Raw genomic sequence first — 18433 nt, 5'->3', positions numbered from 1 at the left:
GTGGCTTACTTCAGCAGGCCTTTCTGCTGCAGATAATCTGCCGCCACGCGCTTCGCATCCTGGCCTTCCACCGCAATGCGGGCGTTCAGCTGCTGCAAGGTTTTTTCATCGAGGCTGGCAAAGACCGGCTTCAGCCAGTCGGCGATCTGCGGATAGGCTTTGAGCACCGCCTCGCGCACCACCGGCGTCGGGGCATAAATCGGCTGCACGCCCTGCGGGTCGCTCAGCGTCTGCAATCCCAGCGCCGCCACCGGGCCGTCAGTGCCGTAGGCCATCGCCGCGTTGACGCCGGAGGTTTGCTGCGCCGCCGCTTTGATGGTCACCGCCGTATCGCCCCCGGCCAGCGACAGCAGCTGGTTCTGGTTAAGTTTAAAGCCATACGCTTTTTCAAAGGCCGGTAGTGCATCCGGGCGTTCAATAAATTCCGCCGAGGCCGCCAGCTTAAATTCGCCGCCCTGCTGCAGATAGCGGCTGAGGTCGGCCAGCGAGGTCAGGTGATTTTTCTCCGCCAGGTCCTGGCGCACCGCGATGGTCCATGTGTTGTTCGCTGGCGCCGGGGTGAGCCATACCAGCTGATGCTTCTCCTGGTCGAGGCGCTTCACCTTTTCATAGCCCTGTTGGGCATTCTTCCACGCCGGGTCGTTTTCATCTTTAAAGAAGAAAGCGCCATTGCCGGTATATTCCGGGTAGATATCCAGCTCGCCGGCGACAATCGCCCCGCGCACCACCGGCGTGGTGCCAAGCTGGATTTTATTTATCGTTTTTACGCCATGACTTTCCAGCACCTGCTGGATCATATTGCCCAGCAGCGCCCCTTCAGTATCAATCTTCGAGCCGACCTTCACCGGCTCCGCCGCCTGCAGCGGCACACTTATCAGGGCGGCCAGCGCCAGCGCACCGGACCATTTCGTCGCCATCTTCATCCCGCTTCCCTCAGTTCTTTTGCGCTTCGCTTACAGAAGCTTAAGAGAAAAGCGTAGTCCATTTGCTGATGATGCGAAAAAGAAAAGGCCGATTAATCGGCCTTTTAAGTGTCACGTTGGGCTTAAGGGCTATTCCTTACAACAGTTCAAACTCGCTCTGCTTCACGCGGGCAGAGTCCACGCCGATAAAGACATTGAATTTGCCCGGCTCAGCAACGTATTTCATCTGCTGGTTCCAGAACTTCAGCGCGTCGACGTCAATCGGGAAGCTAACGGTTTGCGTTTCGCCCGGCTTGAGGGTGACCTTTTTAAAGCCGCGCAGCATTTTCACCGGCCGGCTCATGGAGGCGGTGACGTCCTGCAGATACAGCTGAATGACCGTTGCCCCTTCACGTTTGCCGGTGTTGGTCACCTGCACGCTGGCGGTCACGCTGCCGTCGTGCGGCAGGGTGGCTGACGACATGGTGACATCGGAGACGCTAAAGGTGGTGTAGCTGAGGCCGTAACCAAACGGATACAGCGGGCCGTTGGCTTCATCGAAGTAACGCGAGGTGTACTTGTTCGGCTTCTCCGGATTATACGGCCGGCCGGTATTCAGGTGGCTGTAGTAGGTTGGGATCTGCCCCACCGAGCGCGGGAAAGACATCGGCAGTTTGCCCGACGGATTGTAATCGCCAAACAGCACATCGGCGATGGCGTGGCCGCCTTCGGTGCCGGCAAACCAGGTCTCCAGCAGCGCATCGGCTTGCTGATCCTCTTTCACCAGCGCCAGCGGACGGCCGTTCATCAGCACCAGCACCAGCGGTTTGCCGGTGGCTTTGAGGGCGGCAATCAGATTGCGCTGGCTCTGCGGCAGGGTGATATCGGTGCGGCTGGAGGCCTCATGCGCCATGCCCTGCGCTTCGCCCACCACGGCAACCACCACGTCAGATTGCTTCGCCGCCGCGACGGCTTCGTCGATCATTTCCTGCGGCGAGCGCGGGTCAACCTGCACCGCTTTCTCATACAGGTTAAGGAAATCGACAATGCCTTTATCGTCGGTAACGTTCGCCCCTTTGGCGTAAATCACTTTGCCGTTATCGCCCAGCGCTTCTTTAATGCCGGTCAGGACGGTCACCGACTGGTCGGCCACCCCGGCCGCGGACCAGCTGCCCATCATGTCGCGCTTACTGTCTGCCAGCGTGCCAATCACCGCGATGGTGCCGGATTTTTTCAGCGGCAGCGTCTCGAGACGGTTTTTCAGCAGTACCAGGCTTTCGCGGGCCACTTCGCGCGCCTCTTTGCGATGCAGGCGGCTTTCCGCGTTGGTGTCCTGCGGGTCAGAATCTTTTGGTCCCAGGTGGCTGTACGGATCGTTGAACAGCCCCATGTCATATTTCACGTTGAGCACATGACGGGTGGCGTCATCCAGCTCGGCCATGGTCACCTTGCCGGACTTCACCAGCTCCGGCAGGTACTTGCTGTAATACTCGTCGCTCATGCTCATGTTGATGCCGGACTTGAGCGCCACGCGCACCGCGTCTTCCGGGTCGGAGGCCACGCCGTGCTTAATCAACTCTTTGATGGCGCCGTGGTCGGAAACCGTGATGCCTTTAAAGCCCCACTGGTCGCGCAGGACGTCTTTCAGCAGCCAGGGATCGGCCGTCGCCGGGGTGCCGTTCAGCGAGTTCAGGGCCACCATCACCGCGCCGCTGCCGGCATCCAGCCCGGCTTTATACGGCGGCATATAGTCGTTGAACAGGCGCTGCGGACTCATGTCGACCGTGTTGTACTCTTTCCCGCCCTCCACCGCGCCGTAGGCGGCGAAGTGCTTGACGCTGGTCATCACTGAATAGCGGTCCGCCGGACTCTTGCCCTGCATCGACTCCACCATCGCCTGGCCCATCATCGTGGTCAGATACGTGTCTTCCCCGAACCCTTCGGAAGCGCGTCCCCAGCGCGGGTCGCGGGAGACGTCGACCATCGGCGCCCAGGTCATGTTCAGGCCGTCATCGGCGGCTTCATAAGCTGACACGCGGCCCACGGTCTTCACCGCGTCAAGGTTAAACGATGAGGCCAGGCCGAGGCTTATCGGGAAGACGGTGCGCTGGCCGTGCAGCACATCATAGGCAAAGAACAATGGGATCTTCAGGCGGCTAAGCTGCATCACCTGATCCTGCATCGTGCGGATATCCGGCCGGGTGACGGTGTTAAAAATCGCCCCCACCTGACCGTCTTTGATCATTTCACGGATCGCTTCTTTCGGGTTATCCGGGCCGACGCTTATCAGACGCAGCTGGCCGATTTTCTCGTCCACCGTCATTTTTTTCAGCAGGTCGGTGACAAAGGCATCCCGCGCCTGCGGGGTCAGAGGGTGGTTACCAAACAGTTCATCCGCCAGCGCGGGTTGCAGCGCCAGACTCACGGCGACGCCTACAGTGCAGAGCCATTTCATTGTTATCTCGCTTTTTCTCAGACGGGGACTCGGTAAAACATAATAAAAACCGCAGTTTGCCATATATATAAACAACGCGCCCGCAGAATGCTAAGGTTCTTCTCTGATTTTTGCGAAACATTCATGCATCAAATTGTCATACAAAGCGCTATGCTTATCCTCGATATTTCGCGCACCACCACAAGGAGTGGAACATGTCATCTGCACCCACTAATACCCATAAAACGTTTCTGGCGGATCTGGCGCGCCTGGTTGGCCCTTCGCATCTGCTGGCCGACCCGGCAAAAACCCAACGCTACCGCAAAGGCTTCCGCTCCGGTCAGGGCGAGGCGCTGGCGGTTGTCTTTCCCGGCACCCTGCTGGAACTCTGGCGCGTGCTTAACGCCTGCGTAGACGCCGATAAAATTATTCTGATGCAGGCGGCCAACACCGGCCTGACCGAAGGTTCGACCCCCAACGGCAATGATTACGATCGCGAGATCGTGATTATCAGCACTCTGCGCCTGGATAAACTGCATCTGCTGGACAAAGGCGAGCAGGTGCTGGCCTGGCCCGGCACTACCCTCTATTCGCTGGAAAAAGCGCTCAAACCGCTGGGTCGCGAGCCGCACTCAGTGATCGGCTCGTCATGCATCGGCGCATCGGTGATCGGCGGGATCTGCAACAACTCCGGCGGTTCGCTGGTGCAGCGCGGGCCCGCCTATACCGAGATGTCGCTGTTCGCGCAGATTGACGCCGACGGCAAGTTGAAGCTGGTCAACCATCTGGGCATTGATCTCGGCAGCACGCCGGAGCAGATCCTCAGCCGCCTCGACGACGAGCGCATCAGCGATAGCGATGTGCTGCACGACGGCCGCCACGCCCACGATCACGACTATGTGACCCGCGTGCGCGATGTCGATGCCGACACTCCGGCGCGCTACAACGCCGACCCGGACCGCCTGTTCGAATCCTCCGGCTGCGCCGGAAAGCTGGCGGTTTTCGCCGCGCGTCTGGATACCTTCCCGGCGGAAAAACGCCAGCAGGTGTTTTACATTGGCACCAACCAGCCGCAGGTATTGACCGAGATCCGCCGCCATATCCTCGCCGAGTTCCAGCATCTGCCGGTGGCGGGGGAATATATGCACCGCGATATTTACGATATCGCCGAGAAGTATGGCAAGGACACCTTCCTGATGATCGACAAGCTCGGCACCGACAAAATGCCGTTCTTCTTCACCATGAAGGGGCGCACCGACGCGATGCTGGATAAAGTCTCGCTGTTTAAGCCGCACTTTACCGACCGCTTTATGCAGAAGCTCGGCCACGTCTTCCCGGCGCACTTACCGGAGCGGATGAAAACCTGGCGTGATAAATATGAACACCATCTGCTGCTGAAGATGGCCGGGGATGGCATCGAAGAAGCGCAGCGCTGGCTGACGGAATACTTCCAGCAGGCCGAGGGAGATTTCTTCGCCTGTACGCCAGAAGAAGGCAGCAAGGCATTCCTGCACCGCTTTGCCGCCGCCGGCGCGGCCATCCGCTATCAGGCGGTGCATGCTGATGAAGTCGAAGATATTCTGGCGCTGGATATCGCCCTACGCCGCAACGATACCGAGTGGTTCGAACATCTGCCGCCGGAGATCGACAGCCAGCTGGTGCATAAGCTCTACTATGGCCACTTTATGTGCCATGTTTTCCATCAGGATTACATCGTCAAGAAAGGGGTCGACGCCCACGCGCTGAAAGAGCAGATGCTGGAGTTACTGAAAGCGCGCGGCGCCCAGTACCCGGCGGAGCATAACGTGGGTCATCTGTATGAGGCCCCGGAGAGCCTGCAGCAGTTCTATCGCCAGAACGATCCGACCAACAGCATGAACCCAGGGATTGGTAAAACCAGTAAGCAGAAATACTGGGGTGAAGCGGCACCAACGCCGGTCTCCCCGGCGGATCCGCAATAATCAGCGGCAGGACTATTCAGCCTTGGCGCTTCTGTATTACGCTGCACGCCGGAGAATGTCTCTCCGGCAGATTCAGGAGCGCCGCCATGCCCGCAGAGGCCCCGTTACTCGACAGTGATTTAGAAATTCGTGAAGCGCTGCCCGACGATGCGCACGCCATCGCCGCGCTGTATGTCTGGCACGTGCTCAATGGCCGCGCTTCCTTTGAAGAGATCCCCCCTACCGTTGACGAAATGCGTAAACGGATCAAAACCGTCCGCGATAACGGGCTGCCCTGGCTGGTGGCGCTGTGGCGCGGCGCTATCGTCGGCTACTGCTACGCCACCTTCTATCGGCCCCGTCCGGCCTATCGCTACACGCTTGAGGAATCGATCTACGTGGAATCGGGAATGGGCGGGCGCGGTATCGGCAGCGCGCTGCTGTCGCGGCTGATCGCCGAATGTGAGAAAGGCCCGTGGCGGCAGATGCTGGCGATCATCGGTGATGGCCATAACAATGCTGGTTCGCTGGCGATCCATAAAAAGTTTGGTTTTACCGTGGCGGGTCAACTGCGCAGCGTGGGCTACAAGATGGGCGACTGGCGGGATACGTTGATTATGCAGCGTGCGCTGGGTGACGGCGACTGGACGCTGCCGGAGTGATATCTGGTGTCAAATCCCCGGCTCGCGGCGTAACCGCCTTAGCCGGGCTACCGTTCAGCGCGGTTCCGTAGAGGCGTTAGCCGCCATCCGGCACAAACGCAGTGCCTATGAAAGGGGCGAACCGGGTGCCAAATCACGTAGCCCGATGTGATGGACACCTCCCACCTTACGGCATCAAAGTGCCAGACTGAGGTGTTAACCCCAGATCCCCGGAGGAGGTGTCCATCATGAATATTAAACGTATTGGTCTCGACCTGGCTAAAAATATCTTCCAGATACATGCCGTGGATCACCATGAACATGTTGTCCTGCGTAAAACCCTGCGCCGGGACCGCATGACCGCCTTTTTCTCTCAACTCTCTCCCTGCCTTATCGGGATTGAAGCCTGCGGCGCCGCCCACTACTGGGCCCGCGAGCTGACCCGTATGGGGCATACCGTACGCATTATCCCGCCTCAGCGGGTCAAGTCCTATCTTAAAGGGCAGAAGAATGACGCCAACGACGCGGAAGCTATCTGCGAGGCTATCAGCCGTCCCGGAATGCGCTTTGTGGCCATGAAGACAGAGCGGCAGCAGACGCTGCAGGCAGAGCACCGCGTCCGGGCCCGGCTCGTCCGCGCCCGGACAGCCCTGAGTAATGAGATGCGGGGACTGCTGGGTGAGTTTGGTCTGGTACTGCCGGTGGGAATAAGGCAGCTACGTAAGGCATTGCCGGAGATACTGTCGCAACAAGAGCTGTGGGATGACCGCTTTATCCGCCTGCTGAGCGAACTGGCGGAAGAGCTGCAGATGCTGGATGAGCGGGTCGCCCGCCATGACAGGCGGCTTGAGCAGTCAGCACGGGATGATATCCGGATAAAAAGGCTGCTGGCGATAGAGGGTATGGGGCCGGTGGTGGCCAGTGCGCTGGTGGCGGCGGTCGGCGATGGCAGACAGTTCAAAAGTGGTCGGGAGATGGCGGCGTATCTGGGTCTGGTCCCGCGGCAGCACTCCAGTGGCGGGAAAGCGCGGCTGGGGTCTATCAGCAAACGGGGAGACAGTTACCTGCGGACGCTGATAATCCACGGTGCGCGTGCGGTGCTGAACGCGTGTCAGAATAAAACCGACAGACGCAGCCAGTGGCTGAAGGCGTTATCGGAAAGGCGAAACCGGAATATCGCGACGGTGGCGCTGGCGAACAAGAATGCGCGAATAGCATGGGCGATACTGAGCCGCGAAGAAGATTACCATGGGTTACAGGCCGCCGGTTAACCGGCGGCCTGTAACCCATGCAGTAAAAGAGCAATAACCTGCCGTGAGAGTGCAGTCAGCAAAGTGTGATGAGTAACAGGTAAGACCGGCATCTGTCATTCCGACTTATCCGAAGGCTCCCTGGAAAACAAAGCCGCTAGCCCGAATGGAAACAGATGCGCAGATAACATCATGGCCCGGATACGACGGTATCGTAAGAGAGGCCGGATATACGAACGCACCTTACCCCGTTACACAAAATGCAGAGATGACTTGCATAACGGGAGGTGTCCATATACGGATAAGGCGCGAGCCGCCATCCGGGGGACATGTAGATTAATCGTTCTGCGCGGTCTGCGCGCCGCCTTTCAGCATCGCCTCTGCCATCTGCGATTCGCGCTGCTTTTTATAGCTCAGCGCCGAGGCGGGTACCGGCATCACTTTCCCGGTCTCGATCCAGGTCCGCAAGCGGCTGGCGTCGGCGAAGTGGGTGTATTTCCCGAAGGCATCCATCACCACCAGCGCCACCGGGCGTTGGTTAATCACCGTACGCATAATCAGGCAGTGGCCGGCAGCGTTGGTGAAGCCGGTTTTAGTCAGCTGGATATTCCAGTTATCGCGATACACCAGATGGTTGGTGTTGCGGAACGGCAGGCTGTAGGCCGGATGGGCGAAGGTGGCAGTCTCTTCTTTGGTGGTGCTCAGTTGGCCGATCAGCGGATACTGCTCGCTGGCGATCAGCAGTTTGGACAGATCGCGGGCGGTAGAGACGTTATGTACCGACAGGCCTGTCGGCTCCACGTAGCGGGTATGGGTCATGCCCAGCGCCTGCGCTTTGGCGTTCATCGCACGGATAAAAGCGTCATAGCCGCCCGGGTAGTGATGCGCCAGGCTGGCCGCCGCGCGGTTCTCGGAAGACATCAGCGCCAGCAGCAGCATCGTGCGGCGGCTGATTTGGCTGTTGAGGCGCACCCGGGAGTAGATCCCCTTCATTTCCGGGGTATGGCTGATATCCACTGTCAGCATTTCATCCATCGGCAGATGGGCGTCGAGCACCACCATGGCGGTCATCACTTTGGTGATCGACGCCATCGGGCGCACCAGATCCGGCTGGCTGGCGTAGATGACTTTTTTGGTGGCCAGATCGACGATCATGGCGCTGCCGGAGGCAATGTCCGGCTGCGAGGCGGCAACCGCCGCGGAGGTTTTTGCTAACGCCTGGGGCGCAAAAGGCACAGCCAGCAGCAAAGTCAGGCTGAGCAAAGAGACTCGAAATTTCGGCATCATGGGCATTCTGAAAAGTATTTTTGCACGTTATGGAACGTACGCCGCGAGGTTAAGTGGGCAACATCGCTGGCAAACGCCATCATACCGCGCCGTAAGGCCCTGTGCCTAATAAGAATCGTGAAGAAATGCTGCATTGCCGACACAAAATACATATTTGCCGGCAATGCATATTTACCCGAGCCGTCCGATCAGAAGAGTCGGTAGCCATACCCCCACAGCACCACGGTGATCGCCAGCAGAACTTCCAGCACCAGTACCCCAATGGCCAACGTCGAACTGGCGAAGCTTAACCCCTCTTCCCGGTTAATGCTCAGGAAGGTCGGGATGCCAAGATAGAGCAGATAGCCAGTGTAAAACAGCGCGATGGTACCGATCAGCGCGCACAGCCAGACCAGCGGATAGAGCGCCACGATCCCGCTCAGAAACAGCGGCGTAGCCACATAGCCGGCAAACACCATGCAGCGTTTCAGCGAAGGCTGTTGCGGATATTGTCTGGCCATCCACCAGATTACCCGCCCCATGATCGCTACCCCGGCCAGCATCACCGCGTAAAACAGTACCGCCAGCGCCAGCCCGGTCAACATCGACAGTTTAATCACCGTGCCATCGCCGAAGTTCCAGCCCAACTGCGTGGTGCCGATAAAGGCGCAGACCACCGGAACCGCCGCCATCAGCAGCACATGATGCGTATAGTGATGAGAAATGGTTTCATTCTCGCTCTTAATCACGCTCATCTCCCGGTTGGGATGAGCGAAGAGCCCCCAGACATGGTTCATAGCGTCCCCCTTGTCACGGCTTCGTACAGCACTGATCCAAGTATAATTCAGCCTGTAGATTATTTTGTGTACAGCACAAAAAATCTCCTTCGCCGCGTTTTGGTCAGCAGGGTGTATGATTAATAATGATGAAATAAGGAGATAAGCTGTTTATGGATATCAATCACCTGATTTCCCAGTATGGCTATGCGGCGCTGATCGTCGGCAGCATGGCGGAAGGTGAGACCATTACCCTGCTGGGCGGCGTCGCGGCGCATCAGGGGCTACTGAAGTTTCCCCTGGTGGTGATCGCCGTCGCCCTCGGCGGGATGATTGGCGATCAGCTGCTCTACCTGCTTGGCCGCCGCTTTGGCGGGCGCATTCTGCGCCGTTTCGCCAGCCAGAAGACGCGAATACGTAAAGCGCAGCGCATGATCCAGCACCGGCCGTGGCTGTTTGTCATTGGCTCACGCTTTATGTACGGCTTTCGAGTGATCGGCCCTCTGCTGATCGGCGCCAGCCGCCTGTCGCCACGGGTTTTCCTGCCGCTAAATATCCTCGGGGCGCTGGTATGGGCGCTGTTGTTTACCACTATTGGCTATCTCGGCGGCGAGGTGATCGGCCCGTGGCTACACCATCTGGATGCTCATCTGAAACACTGGATCTGGCTTATTCTGGCGGTGGTGGTGGTGGTGGCCGCCCACTGGTGGCTCAGGCGGCGCGAGGGGAAAAAGAAAGACTAAGCGGCGCGCCCGCGGGCGCGCCGTGGGTGGCGGTTACTTCACCGTCTGGTGGTAGCCGCCGCCGAGGGCCGAGGTCAGCTGAATGCTGGCGTCGAGCCACTGGCCGTGCAGGCGTAGCGCGGTAATCCGCTCCTGCAGCGCCGGCAGCTTAGCCATGCTTACCCGCGAGCCAGGGAGGATCCCCGCGTTCATCCGGGCCTGCGCCAGGTCCACCACCCGCTGGGCGTCTTTTTCAACCTGCTGCTGCTGCTGGCTTTTCGCCATTAATGTTTCGACCTGGCTGGCGGTTTTCGCCACCTGGTTAACGGCATCCACCACCGCTTTGTTGTACTGAGCGATCGACAGGCTGTTCTGCGCGCTGGCGATATCCAGATTGGCATTGAGGCGGCCGCTGTCAAAGATCGGCAGCGTCAGACCAGCGGTGACGCCCATCTGCTGCGCCGAGTGGCGGAACAGGTCGCTTAAGTGCAGGGCATCCTGCTGCAGGAAAGCCATCAGATTGATGTCCGGATAAAACGCCGCTTTCGCTGCGTCCACTTCACTCAGCGACGCCTCAATGTACCAGTGGGCGACCTGCAGATCCGGGCGGCGCGCCAGCAGCTCATAGCCGAGAGTATCAGGCAGCTGCGCGCTGACCGTCGGCAGGCCGGCGGGTTTGAGATTGAGCGACTGGCTCTGACTGTTGGTCAGGGCCATCAGCCGCGCTTCGATCTCTTTCATCGTGCCTGCTACGTCCGCCAGCTGCTGGTCAGTTTTGCTGACGTTAATATCGTTCTCTGCCCCTTCGGCAGAGTTAGTGATCCCACGCTGGAACAGCGCCTTATCGACCGTCACAATATTATTTTGCTCGCTCTTCACCTGCTGCAGCACCGCTTTGATCGCCGCTTCTGTCTGCCACTGCCAGTACAGACGCGCCACGCTGCCGGAAAGCAATTCGCGGGTCTGGGCCTGCTCGGCCACCTGGGCTTTCAGCTCGCCGATGCGCGCTTTAACCAGTGCGCGGTTTTTGCCCCACAGGTCCAGATCCCAGCCGGCGGTCAGGCCGAAGGTACCGTTGGTGTACCACGGGCCGGTGTTGCCGTCGGTGTCGGTGGCGAACGGCCCCATCAGGCCTTCGGCCGACATGCGCTGGCGTTCAACATCGGCGGAGAAATCCATCTCCGGGCCAAGATTGGCTTGCGACATTCTGGCCTGGGCTTCCGCCAGACGGATCCGCTGTTCGGCAATTTGCATATCCGGGGCGTTGGCTAACGCTCGCTGGATCAGATTATTGAGCTGTGGGTCGTGGTAGTCTTTCCACCACTCGGTTTGCGGCCAGCCATTTTTGACGGCGGCAGGGAGCTCCATCGACACGTGGGAAGCCGGAATTTGCTGCTGCGGCGGGTTAGCAATCTCATGAGATGGCGCGCAGCCAGCCAGCGCGATGGCCAGAGGCAATGCCGCCAGCACGCTTTTATTTAATATCAATTTCATTAGAGAGGTCAGATAACTTAATCAGGATAGTTATCATAAATTAATTGAATTTTACCCGTTTAGTAAAGCGTGTGACTAAATTATTAGTTTGCTAAAAATAAACAACCTTACAAATTCAAGGGATGAATATGAGCCAGAATATTTATGACGACCCGCAGTTTTTTGCCGGCTATGCGACCCTCGATCGCTCGGTGAAGGGGCTGGATGGCGCACCCGAGTGGTCATCTCTGCAGGCGATACTGCCGCCAGTAACCGGTTTACGAGTGATAGATCTCGGCTGTGGCTACGGCTGGTTTTGCCGCTGGGCACAACAGCAGGGAGCCCGCCAGATAACCGGTTTCGATATCTCCCAGCGCATGCTGGCGCAGGCGCGGGAGATGACCCGCAGGGATGAGATTGACTATCGCTGCGCCGATCTGCAAACCCTGACGCTGCCCGCCAACTGCTGCGATCTGGTTTACAGTTCGCTGGCGCTGCATTATTTACCGGACATTGCTCCGCTCTTTGCCACCCTGCATCGGGCGCTGGTTCCCGGCGGCACACTGGTCTTTTCCGCTGAACATCCCATCTATACCGCCCCCTTGCAGCAGGGCTGGCAGGTGGATGAGCAGGGACAGAAAAGCTGGCCGGTCAGTCACTATCAGCAGGAGGGTGAGCGCGTCAGCAACTGGTTTGCCGAGGGCGTCATCAAGCAGCATCGCAAGCTCGCAAGCTGGATAAACGCGCTTATCGCCGCGGGTTTTGTGCTGGAGCAGCTGGATGAATGGGGGCCCACCGCCGAACAGATTGCCGCCCAGCCCGCGCTGGAGGAGGAGAAAGAGCGCCCGATGATCTTTTTACTGCGCGCGCGCAAACCGGGCTAATCGCCCGCCCGGCGCTGGCCGGGCGGGTATTCTTTACGCTTTCAGGCTGGCGCCGCGGCTGGCAATCACGTCCTTATACCAGTCAAAACTCTTCTTCTTACTGCGCGCCAGGGTGCCGGTGCCGTCATCATGGCGATCGACATAGATAAAGCCGTAGCGCTTCGACAGCTCTGCCTTCGAGGCGCTCACCAGGTCAATCGGCCCCCAGCTGGTGAAGCCCATCAGCTCAACGCCATCGTCAATGGCTTCCCGCGCCTGCACCAGATGGTCGTTCAGGTAACTGATGCGGTAGTCATCGTGAATGCTGCCGTCGGCTTCCACCTTATCCTTGGCGCCCAGACCGTTTTCCACGATAAACAGCGGTTTCTGATAGCGATCCCACAGCACATTCAGCAGCGTGCGCAGACCGAGAGGATCTATCTGCCAGCCCCACTCCGAGCTCGCCAGATGCGGGTTCGGCACCATGCTGAGAATATTGCCGCGCGCCTGCTGGTTCAGCGCCTCGTCGGCGGTGACGCAGCCGGTCATGTAGTAGCTGAAAGAGATAAAGTCGACGGTGGTTTTCAGCGCTTCACGATCGGCGTCGGTGATGGTGAGCGTAATGCCGTTGTCGCGGAAATAGCGCTGCATATAGCCGGGATACGCGCCGCGTGCCTGCACGTCGCCAAAGAACTGCCAGCTGCGATTCTCCTGCAGCGTTTCAAACACATCCTCCGGTTTGCAGCTCAGGGGATACATCAGCCCGCCGAGCAGCATATTGCCGATTTTGCCCTCAGGCACCAGCTCGTGACAGGCTTTGACCGCTAGGGCGCTGGCCACCAGCTGGTGGTGAATCGCCTGATACACCTCGCCTTTGCTGCTGCCGGCCGGCAGACCGACCCCGGTCATGGGGGCATGCAGCGACATATTGATTTCGTTAAAGGTCAGCCACAGTTTGACCTTATTTTTATAACGGCTGAACACCGTCCGGGCGTAGCGCTCAAAGAAGCCAATCACTTCCCGGCTCCCCCAGCCGCCGTAGTTTTTCACCAGCGCCCACGGCATTTCGTAATGCGACAGCGTCACCAGCGGGGTGATGTTGTACTTCGCCATCTCGTCAAACAGCGTGTCGTAGAACGCGAGGCCGGCTTCGTTTGGTTCGGCGTCATCGCCGTTGGGGTAGATGCGGGTCCAGGCGATGGACACCCGCAGGCAGTTGAAGCCCATCTCAGCGAACAGGGCAATATCTTCCGGATAGCGATGGTAAAAATCGATCGCCACATCCTTAATCCCGTTGTCGCCGGGTACGCGCTCGACCACTTCGCCGAACACGCCGTGCGGCTGCACATCGGAGGTGGATAAGCCTTTGCCATCTTCCAGGTAAGCCCCTTCCACCTGATTCGCCGCAGTCGCGCCGCCCCATAAAAAATCCGCCGGGAATGTTTTCATCTCTCTCTCCTGTGATTAATGGCTGACTGACAACAGCGGCTGACCGGCTTCGACGGCGCTGGACGCCACCGTATCAATTTCCCGGTAGTCGTCGCTGTTGCTGATAATAATCGGGGTCGCCAGGTCGTAACCGGCGTCCAGAATCGCCTGACGATCGAACTCAATCAGCAGATCGCCCGCTTTAACTTTGTCGCCCTCTTTAACATGCGCGGTAAACGGCGCGCCATCGAGCTTAACGGTGTCGATGCCGACGTGGATCAGCAGCTCAATGCCGCTATCGCTCTGCAGGCCAATGGCATGTTTAGTCTGAAACAGGGAGGCCACTTCGCCCGAGAATGGCGCAATCACTTTGCCCACCGCCGGGATAATGGCAATCCCTTTACCGAGTAAGCCGCTGGCGAAGGTGCTGTCCGGCACTTGATCGAGGGCGATAACGCTACCGCTCATCGGCGCCAGAATGTCGTTTGCCGAGGCCGGGGCTACCGCTACGGCGCCCTGTGCAGCGCTGGCACGCGGCAGACCGGCGAAGAAGGTCAGCAAGCAGGCGAGCACGAAAGCCACGCCGGTGCCGATAAGCCCACCCCAGACGCTGGCGCCAATCCCGCCAGGCGGGATCATCTGCGCCGGGAAAAAGATATTCGGCACACCGAACGAGTAAGCATGGCTATTACTGAAGGCGGTGATCGCCCCGCCGATGGCGCCGGCGATACAGCCGAAGATAAACGGACGACGCAGCGGCAGGGTCAGGCCATAGATAGCCGGCTCGGTGATGCCAAACAGCCCGGCAGAGAAGGCCGACCCCGCCAGCACCCGCTGGCGCGCATCGCGGGTGGCCAGCAAAATCCCCAGAACCGCACCCACCTGGGCAATCACCGCCGGGAGGATAATGGGCAGCATGGAGTCGTGACCGAGCACCGTCATGTTATTGATCATCAACGGCACCAGCCCCCAGTGCAGGCCGAAAATCACGCACACCTGCCACATCGCGCCCAGTACCGCGCCCGCCAGCCATGGCGCAAACGCGTAGATAAACTGGTAGCCGTTGGCCAGCAGATGGCTGAGCCAGGTGGCGACCGGGCCAATCACCAGGAAGGTGAGCGGCACCACTACCGCCAAGCAAATCGCCGGGGTGAAGAAATTTTTCATCGATGACGGCAGCAGCGCGTTGCTCTTGCGCTCCAGCCAGCAGCAGACCCATGAGGCAAGAATAATCGGGATCACCGATGAGCTGTAGTTGATAAAGGTCACCGGGATGCCAAGAAAGTGCTCCACCGCCGCCCCCGGCGCCTGGCTGGCCTCAAAGGCCTGAATCATCAGCGGGTGGGTTAACGCCCCGCCAATCACCATCGAGATAAACGGGTTGCCGCCAAACTTTTTACCGGCGGTATAGCCAAGAAACAGCGGGAAGAAAAAGAACAGCGCGTCGCTGGCGGCAAACCAGATTTTATAGGTTCCCTGCTCCGGCATGAGCCAGCCGCAGGTCACCGCCAGCGCCAGCATCCCTTTCAGCAGACCGGTCGCCGCCATCACGCCGATAAACGGTGTAAAAATGCCGGAAATGATGTCGATAAGCTGGCTTAACACCGACCCTTTTGCCGCTTTTTCCCCGGCAACCGGCTCGCTATCATCGCTCAATCCCGCCTCCTGACGCACCGCCTGCCAGACATCATGGACATGGTTGCCAATCACCACCTGAAACTGGCCGCCGCTCTCCACCACCATAATGACGCCCGGATTGGCCTTCAGCCCTTCGGCATCGGCTTTACCGTTATCCTTTAGTTTAAAACGCAGACGTGTCGCACAGTGAACCAGACTCACAATGTTCTCTTTGCCGCCGACGCGGTTGAGAATATCCTGCGCGAGTGCTTTATATTCCATGCTCTTTTCCTTACTGCCGCTGCCCGCAGACAACCGGCGACTGAGTAGTAAAAAATAAAAAAACCCGAGAACCACGCCGGTGGGCGTCGCGCTCAGGTTTTGCCTGCATGATGCAGTAACAATCCAGTTTTATTGGGGGAGAATTAACGCCCCTCTTTTCTTACCCGTTCGATATGAATGGCAAGAAACATAATTTCTTCGGTGGTCAGCGCGCGCTGATACTGCTTTTGCAGATGCGTCGCCACCGTTTCCGCACATTTCCACGCTTTGGCGTAGTTATCTTTCACCGCGCTGTGCAACGAGAGGTCGTCATCTTCCACCACCGTGCGCGTCAGCATCCGCTGGGCGAAAAATTTCAGGTGGGTAACGAAACGCTGATAGCTTAGCGACTCTTCATCGTAATTCAGCTGCAGCTGATACTTCACCAGCTGCAGGATCTCCTGCATCACCCGGGTCACGTGCATGACCTCCGGCATTTCGCTGTTGAGCTGCGCCGTCACCAGATGCAGGGCGATAAATCCGGCTTCATCCTCCGCCAGCTCCACGCCAAGCCTTTTGGCAATAATGGCCCTTGCCTCCTGACCCAGCGCGAACTCCTTCGGATACAGCCGCTTGATCTCCCACAGCAGTACATTACGCAGCGCGACGCCGTTCTTCTGCCTCTCGATAGCAAAGTGACAGTGGTCGGTTAGCGTGATGTACACACTGTCCTGTAACTTACCCAGCCGCCCGCGGGCCAGCTCAATGATCCGGTCACAGGTGGTCATCACTTCTAACGGTATCTGACTAAGCAGCTCCCCTAAGCGACCAACCAGCTCATCGCTTTGTAAGGCGAAAACTTTTTCAATTTTACTGTCATCCAGCACGTCGCCCGGGCGTTTCTGAAAGGCCAGCCCTCGCCCCATCACCACCTGTTCGCGCCGGTGCTCGTCAAGAACCACCACCACATTGTTATTGAGTACTTTGGCGATTTGCATATAGACCCCAGAAACAAAAAAACCTGACCCCCGACGAAACGCCAGGTGATCAGGTTTTGCCTGCCGCAGCAGTTGCAATCCAACACCCGCACTGTAACAACTTCTGCTGCGCGCTCAACCTGACAAGTGAAAAAACGTGATTAAGATCGCGACTATCAGAAGGTCACGACGGTTTTCCACTCCACCACCCACGCGTCCTGGGTCTGCGCAACGCCGCCCGGACGGTGCCAGTACTGCAGGCCCGGCTGCAGCTCCAGCCAGGAGACCGGACGGAAGCGATAATAGAGCTCGCCGTTCAGCGAGTGGCCGGCCACCGGCTGATAAGCCGGATCGTTATAGTCGGTGGCGCCGCTGAGCTGGTTCATATAGCGCTGATTCCGCGCATAGTGGCTGCTCATGTCGATCCACGTCAGGCCGAAGCCAATCCAGTCCTCCGGACGGGCGTCAAACAGCCCGCGGTAGCGCATGGAGGCGGCGACGGCGGAGTGTATATAGTTACTGCGCTGGTCGCTGAGGCTGCCGCTCAGCGAGACGCTCATTCCCCGCAGCGGATCGTCGGCGTGACGGGTAATCTGCTGGTTGAGGCCGGCGTACATAAACCAGGTGCTGTCGTGCTCGGCATAGCCTTGCGGATCGGTCGCCCCGGCGCCGCCGGATTTGCCGCTGTAGAGATCGCTTTGCGGCGCGTTAGTCCAGACCACACCGAGGTTATAAGCCCCCGGCAGGCCATTAATCAGCGGACGGGTTTCGATCTCCATCGGCAGTAAAATGCCTTTGCTGCCCTTCGTCGACCAGCTCCAGGCGTGGCTGCGCGAGGCGGCCTGCGGATTCTGCTCCATCACCCCGCCTTTCAGAGTGACCGTCGGCGTCAGCTTGTACTCGAGGGTGGTCCCCCAGGTGTGGATATTCCAGTTATTCCAGGTCAGCGAGTTGGCCGATTTGCCGCCGCACTGGGTCAGCAGTTGAAAATCGCAGGGTATGATTTGGTCGAAGGTTTGCACCTTGTTCATCATGCCGATGCGCCAGGTCAGGCGACGGTCGTCAAAGCTGCGGGCAAAGGTCAGCCAGCCAAGACGGGTGACTGACCCGCCGCCCCAGCTCTCCTGCGACAGATCGTTGAAACTCACCCGCGGATCCTGCAGCCGTTTTGTAGTGAGGTTATCATCGTGGTTGCGGTTGACGATATTGCCTTCGAGTCGGGCGTCCGGTATGCCGGTCCAGCGCTCCAGATCCTGGGTAAAGGTCAGCGCCACCTGGTCAATATAGGCCAGGTGTTTATCATGGTCATAACCGCCGCCGGCGTTGTAGGCCATCTCATTCAGATAGCCGAGATTATAATGAAAGCCGTTCTCTTCGAGGATCGGACGAATGCCCAGCATATCGCCCAACAGCCCTTGCTGCCCGGCTTCGAACCCCAGCACGCTGCCGTTCCACGCCGGAGTTTCCGCGGCGCTCACGGCAGGCACCATTACCGCCAGCGCCGCGCCGATCAGAAGCTGATTTATTTTTTTGTTATGCATTGTGATATCCACCGTGACTGAATAAAAACAAAGGGGATCCCCAGGTTATTTATTTACCTGTTTTCTTTTTTAAAAAATGAATGGCAAAGGGCGTCCGCCGGTAATAAAACCGCGACGATGCCAGAGAAAACGTTAATTACAACCTATTGTTTTACATAACCATTTTTTCACCATTGAATTTTAGCCAAAAAAAAACCTAAGCACTTTGCGCCACGAATGACGAAAGTGCTTAGGTTTTGCCTGGGTTCAGTAGCAATCCTGAATTGATTGACTGCACATTATCACTTTATTCAACTCATGCCTACCATCAATAGGCAGGTAAGTAATAATATGTGAAGCAAA

General features: G+C 58.3%; 13 protein-coding genes and 1 pseudogene. 5 read left to right on the top strand and 9 right to left on the bottom strand.

Annotation, left to right across the window (positions count from 1 at the left end):
- Window positions 1–5: 5 nt before the first annotated feature.
- Together osmF and bglX are read right to left on the bottom strand one after the other, a co-directional pair.
- Window positions 6–923, bottom strand: coding sequence for a glycine betaine ABC transporter substrate-binding protein OsmF (osmF, locus tag B8P98_RS09045; RefSeq protein WP_025713102.1), 918 nt, complete (start codon window positions 921–923; stop codon window positions 6–8).
- A 136-nt stretch (window positions 924–1059) separates the two neighbouring features.
- Window positions 1060–3357, bottom strand: a complete 2298-nt coding sequence (gene bglX, locus B8P98_RS09040; protein ID WP_095032890.1) for a beta-glucosidase BglX — start codon at window positions 3355–3357, stop codon at window positions 1060–1062.
- Between the two features lie 194 nt (window positions 3358–3551).
- On the opposite strand from bglX, the gene dld reads away from it, so the two are divergent.
- The 3 genes from dld to B8P98_RS09025 all read left to right on the top strand — a co-directional run bounded on the left by dld (window position 3552) and on the right by B8P98_RS09025 (window position 7188).
- Window positions 3552–5297 (top strand): D-lactate dehydrogenase, encoded by a 1746-nt coding sequence (dld, locus tag B8P98_RS09035; RefSeq protein ID WP_095032889.1) that lies wholly within the window; start codon window positions 3552–3554, stop codon window positions 5295–5297.
- A gap of 86 nt (window positions 5298–5383) precedes the next feature.
- Complete coding sequence (locus B8P98_RS09030; RefSeq protein ID WP_008804045.1) at window positions 5384–5938, top strand: GNAT family N-acetyltransferase; 555 nt, start codon at window positions 5384–5386, stop codon at window positions 5936–5938.
- Between the two features lie 227 nt (window positions 5939–6165).
- Window positions 6166–7188: an IS110 family RNA-guided transposase gene (locus B8P98_RS09025; RefSeq protein ID WP_095032646.1), complete on the top strand. Its 1023-nt coding sequence runs from the start codon at window positions 6166–6168 to the stop codon at window positions 7186–7188.
- A 315-nt stretch (window positions 7189–7503) separates the two neighbouring features.
- On the opposite strand, the gene pbpG is transcribed toward B8P98_RS09025, so the two are convergent.
- Window positions 7504–8454 (bottom strand): D-alanyl-D-alanine endopeptidase, encoded by a 951-nt coding sequence (pbpG, locus tag B8P98_RS09020; RefSeq protein WP_167382646.1) that lies wholly within the window; start codon window positions 8452–8454, stop codon window positions 7504–7506.
- 188 nt (window positions 8455–8642) lie between these two features.
- Entirely contained in the window at window positions 8643–9230 is a 588-nt protein-coding gene (locus B8P98_RS09015) for a Yip1 family protein (protein WP_008804043.1), read from the bottom strand.
- 152 nt (window positions 9231–9382) lie between these two features.
- On the opposite strand from B8P98_RS09015, the gene B8P98_RS09010 reads away from it, so the two are divergent.
- On the top strand, window positions 9383–9952 hold the full coding sequence (locus tag B8P98_RS09010) for a DedA family protein (RefSeq protein WP_025713952.1): 570 nt from the start codon (window positions 9383–9385) through the stop codon (window positions 9950–9952).
- A 33-nt stretch (window positions 9953–9985) separates the two neighbouring features.
- On the opposite strand, the gene mdtQ is transcribed toward B8P98_RS09010, so the two are convergent.
- Complete coding sequence (gene mdtQ, locus B8P98_RS09005; protein WP_025713953.1) at window positions 9986–11425, bottom strand: multidrug resistance outer membrane protein MdtQ; 1440 nt, start codon at window positions 11423–11425, stop codon at window positions 9986–9988.
- 128 nt (window positions 11426–11553) lie between these two features.
- Between mdtQ and B8P98_RS09000 the strand changes: the two genes are divergently transcribed.
- Window positions 11554–12288 (top strand): class I SAM-dependent methyltransferase, encoded by a 735-nt coding sequence (locus tag B8P98_RS09000; protein ID WP_025713954.1) that lies wholly within the window; start codon window positions 11554–11556, stop codon window positions 12286–12288.
- A 33-nt stretch (window positions 12289–12321) separates the two neighbouring features.
- On the opposite strand, the gene B8P98_RS08995 is transcribed toward B8P98_RS09000, so the two are convergent.
- The 4 genes and pseudogenes from B8P98_RS08995 to B8P98_RS08980 all read right to left on the bottom strand — a co-directional run bounded on the left by B8P98_RS08995 (window position 12322) and on the right by B8P98_RS08980 (window position 18091).
- Complete coding sequence (locus B8P98_RS08995; RefSeq protein WP_025713955.1) at window positions 12322–13716, bottom strand: glycoside hydrolase family 1 protein; 1395 nt, start codon at window positions 13714–13716, stop codon at window positions 12322–12324.
- A gap of 15 nt (window positions 13717–13731) precedes the next feature.
- A pseudogene (bglF, locus tag B8P98_RS08990) lies at window positions 13732–15706 on the bottom strand (PTS beta-glucoside transporter subunit IIABC).
- A 31-nt stretch (window positions 15707–15737) separates the two neighbouring features.
- A complete protein-coding gene (gene bglG / locus B8P98_RS08985) occupies window positions 15738–16571 on the bottom strand; it encodes a transcriptional antiterminator BglG (RefSeq protein ID WP_080925013.1) in 834 nt (277 codons plus the stop codon).
- Window positions 16572–16726: 155 nt separating this feature from the next.
- Entirely contained in the window at window positions 16727–18091 is a 1365-nt protein-coding gene (locus B8P98_RS08980; protein ID WP_080898057.1) for a carbohydrate porin, read from the bottom strand.
- Between the last annotated feature and the right edge of the window lie 342 nt (window positions 18092–18433).

Source organism: Klebsiella quasivariicola, from assembly GCF_002269255.1.
GTDB classification, from domain to species: domain Bacteria; phylum Pseudomonadota; class Gammaproteobacteria; order Enterobacterales; family Enterobacteriaceae; genus Klebsiella; species Klebsiella quasivariicola.
Note: the sequence above shows the minus strand (reverse complement) of the source record. Positions and strands in the feature narration are given on the sequence as shown.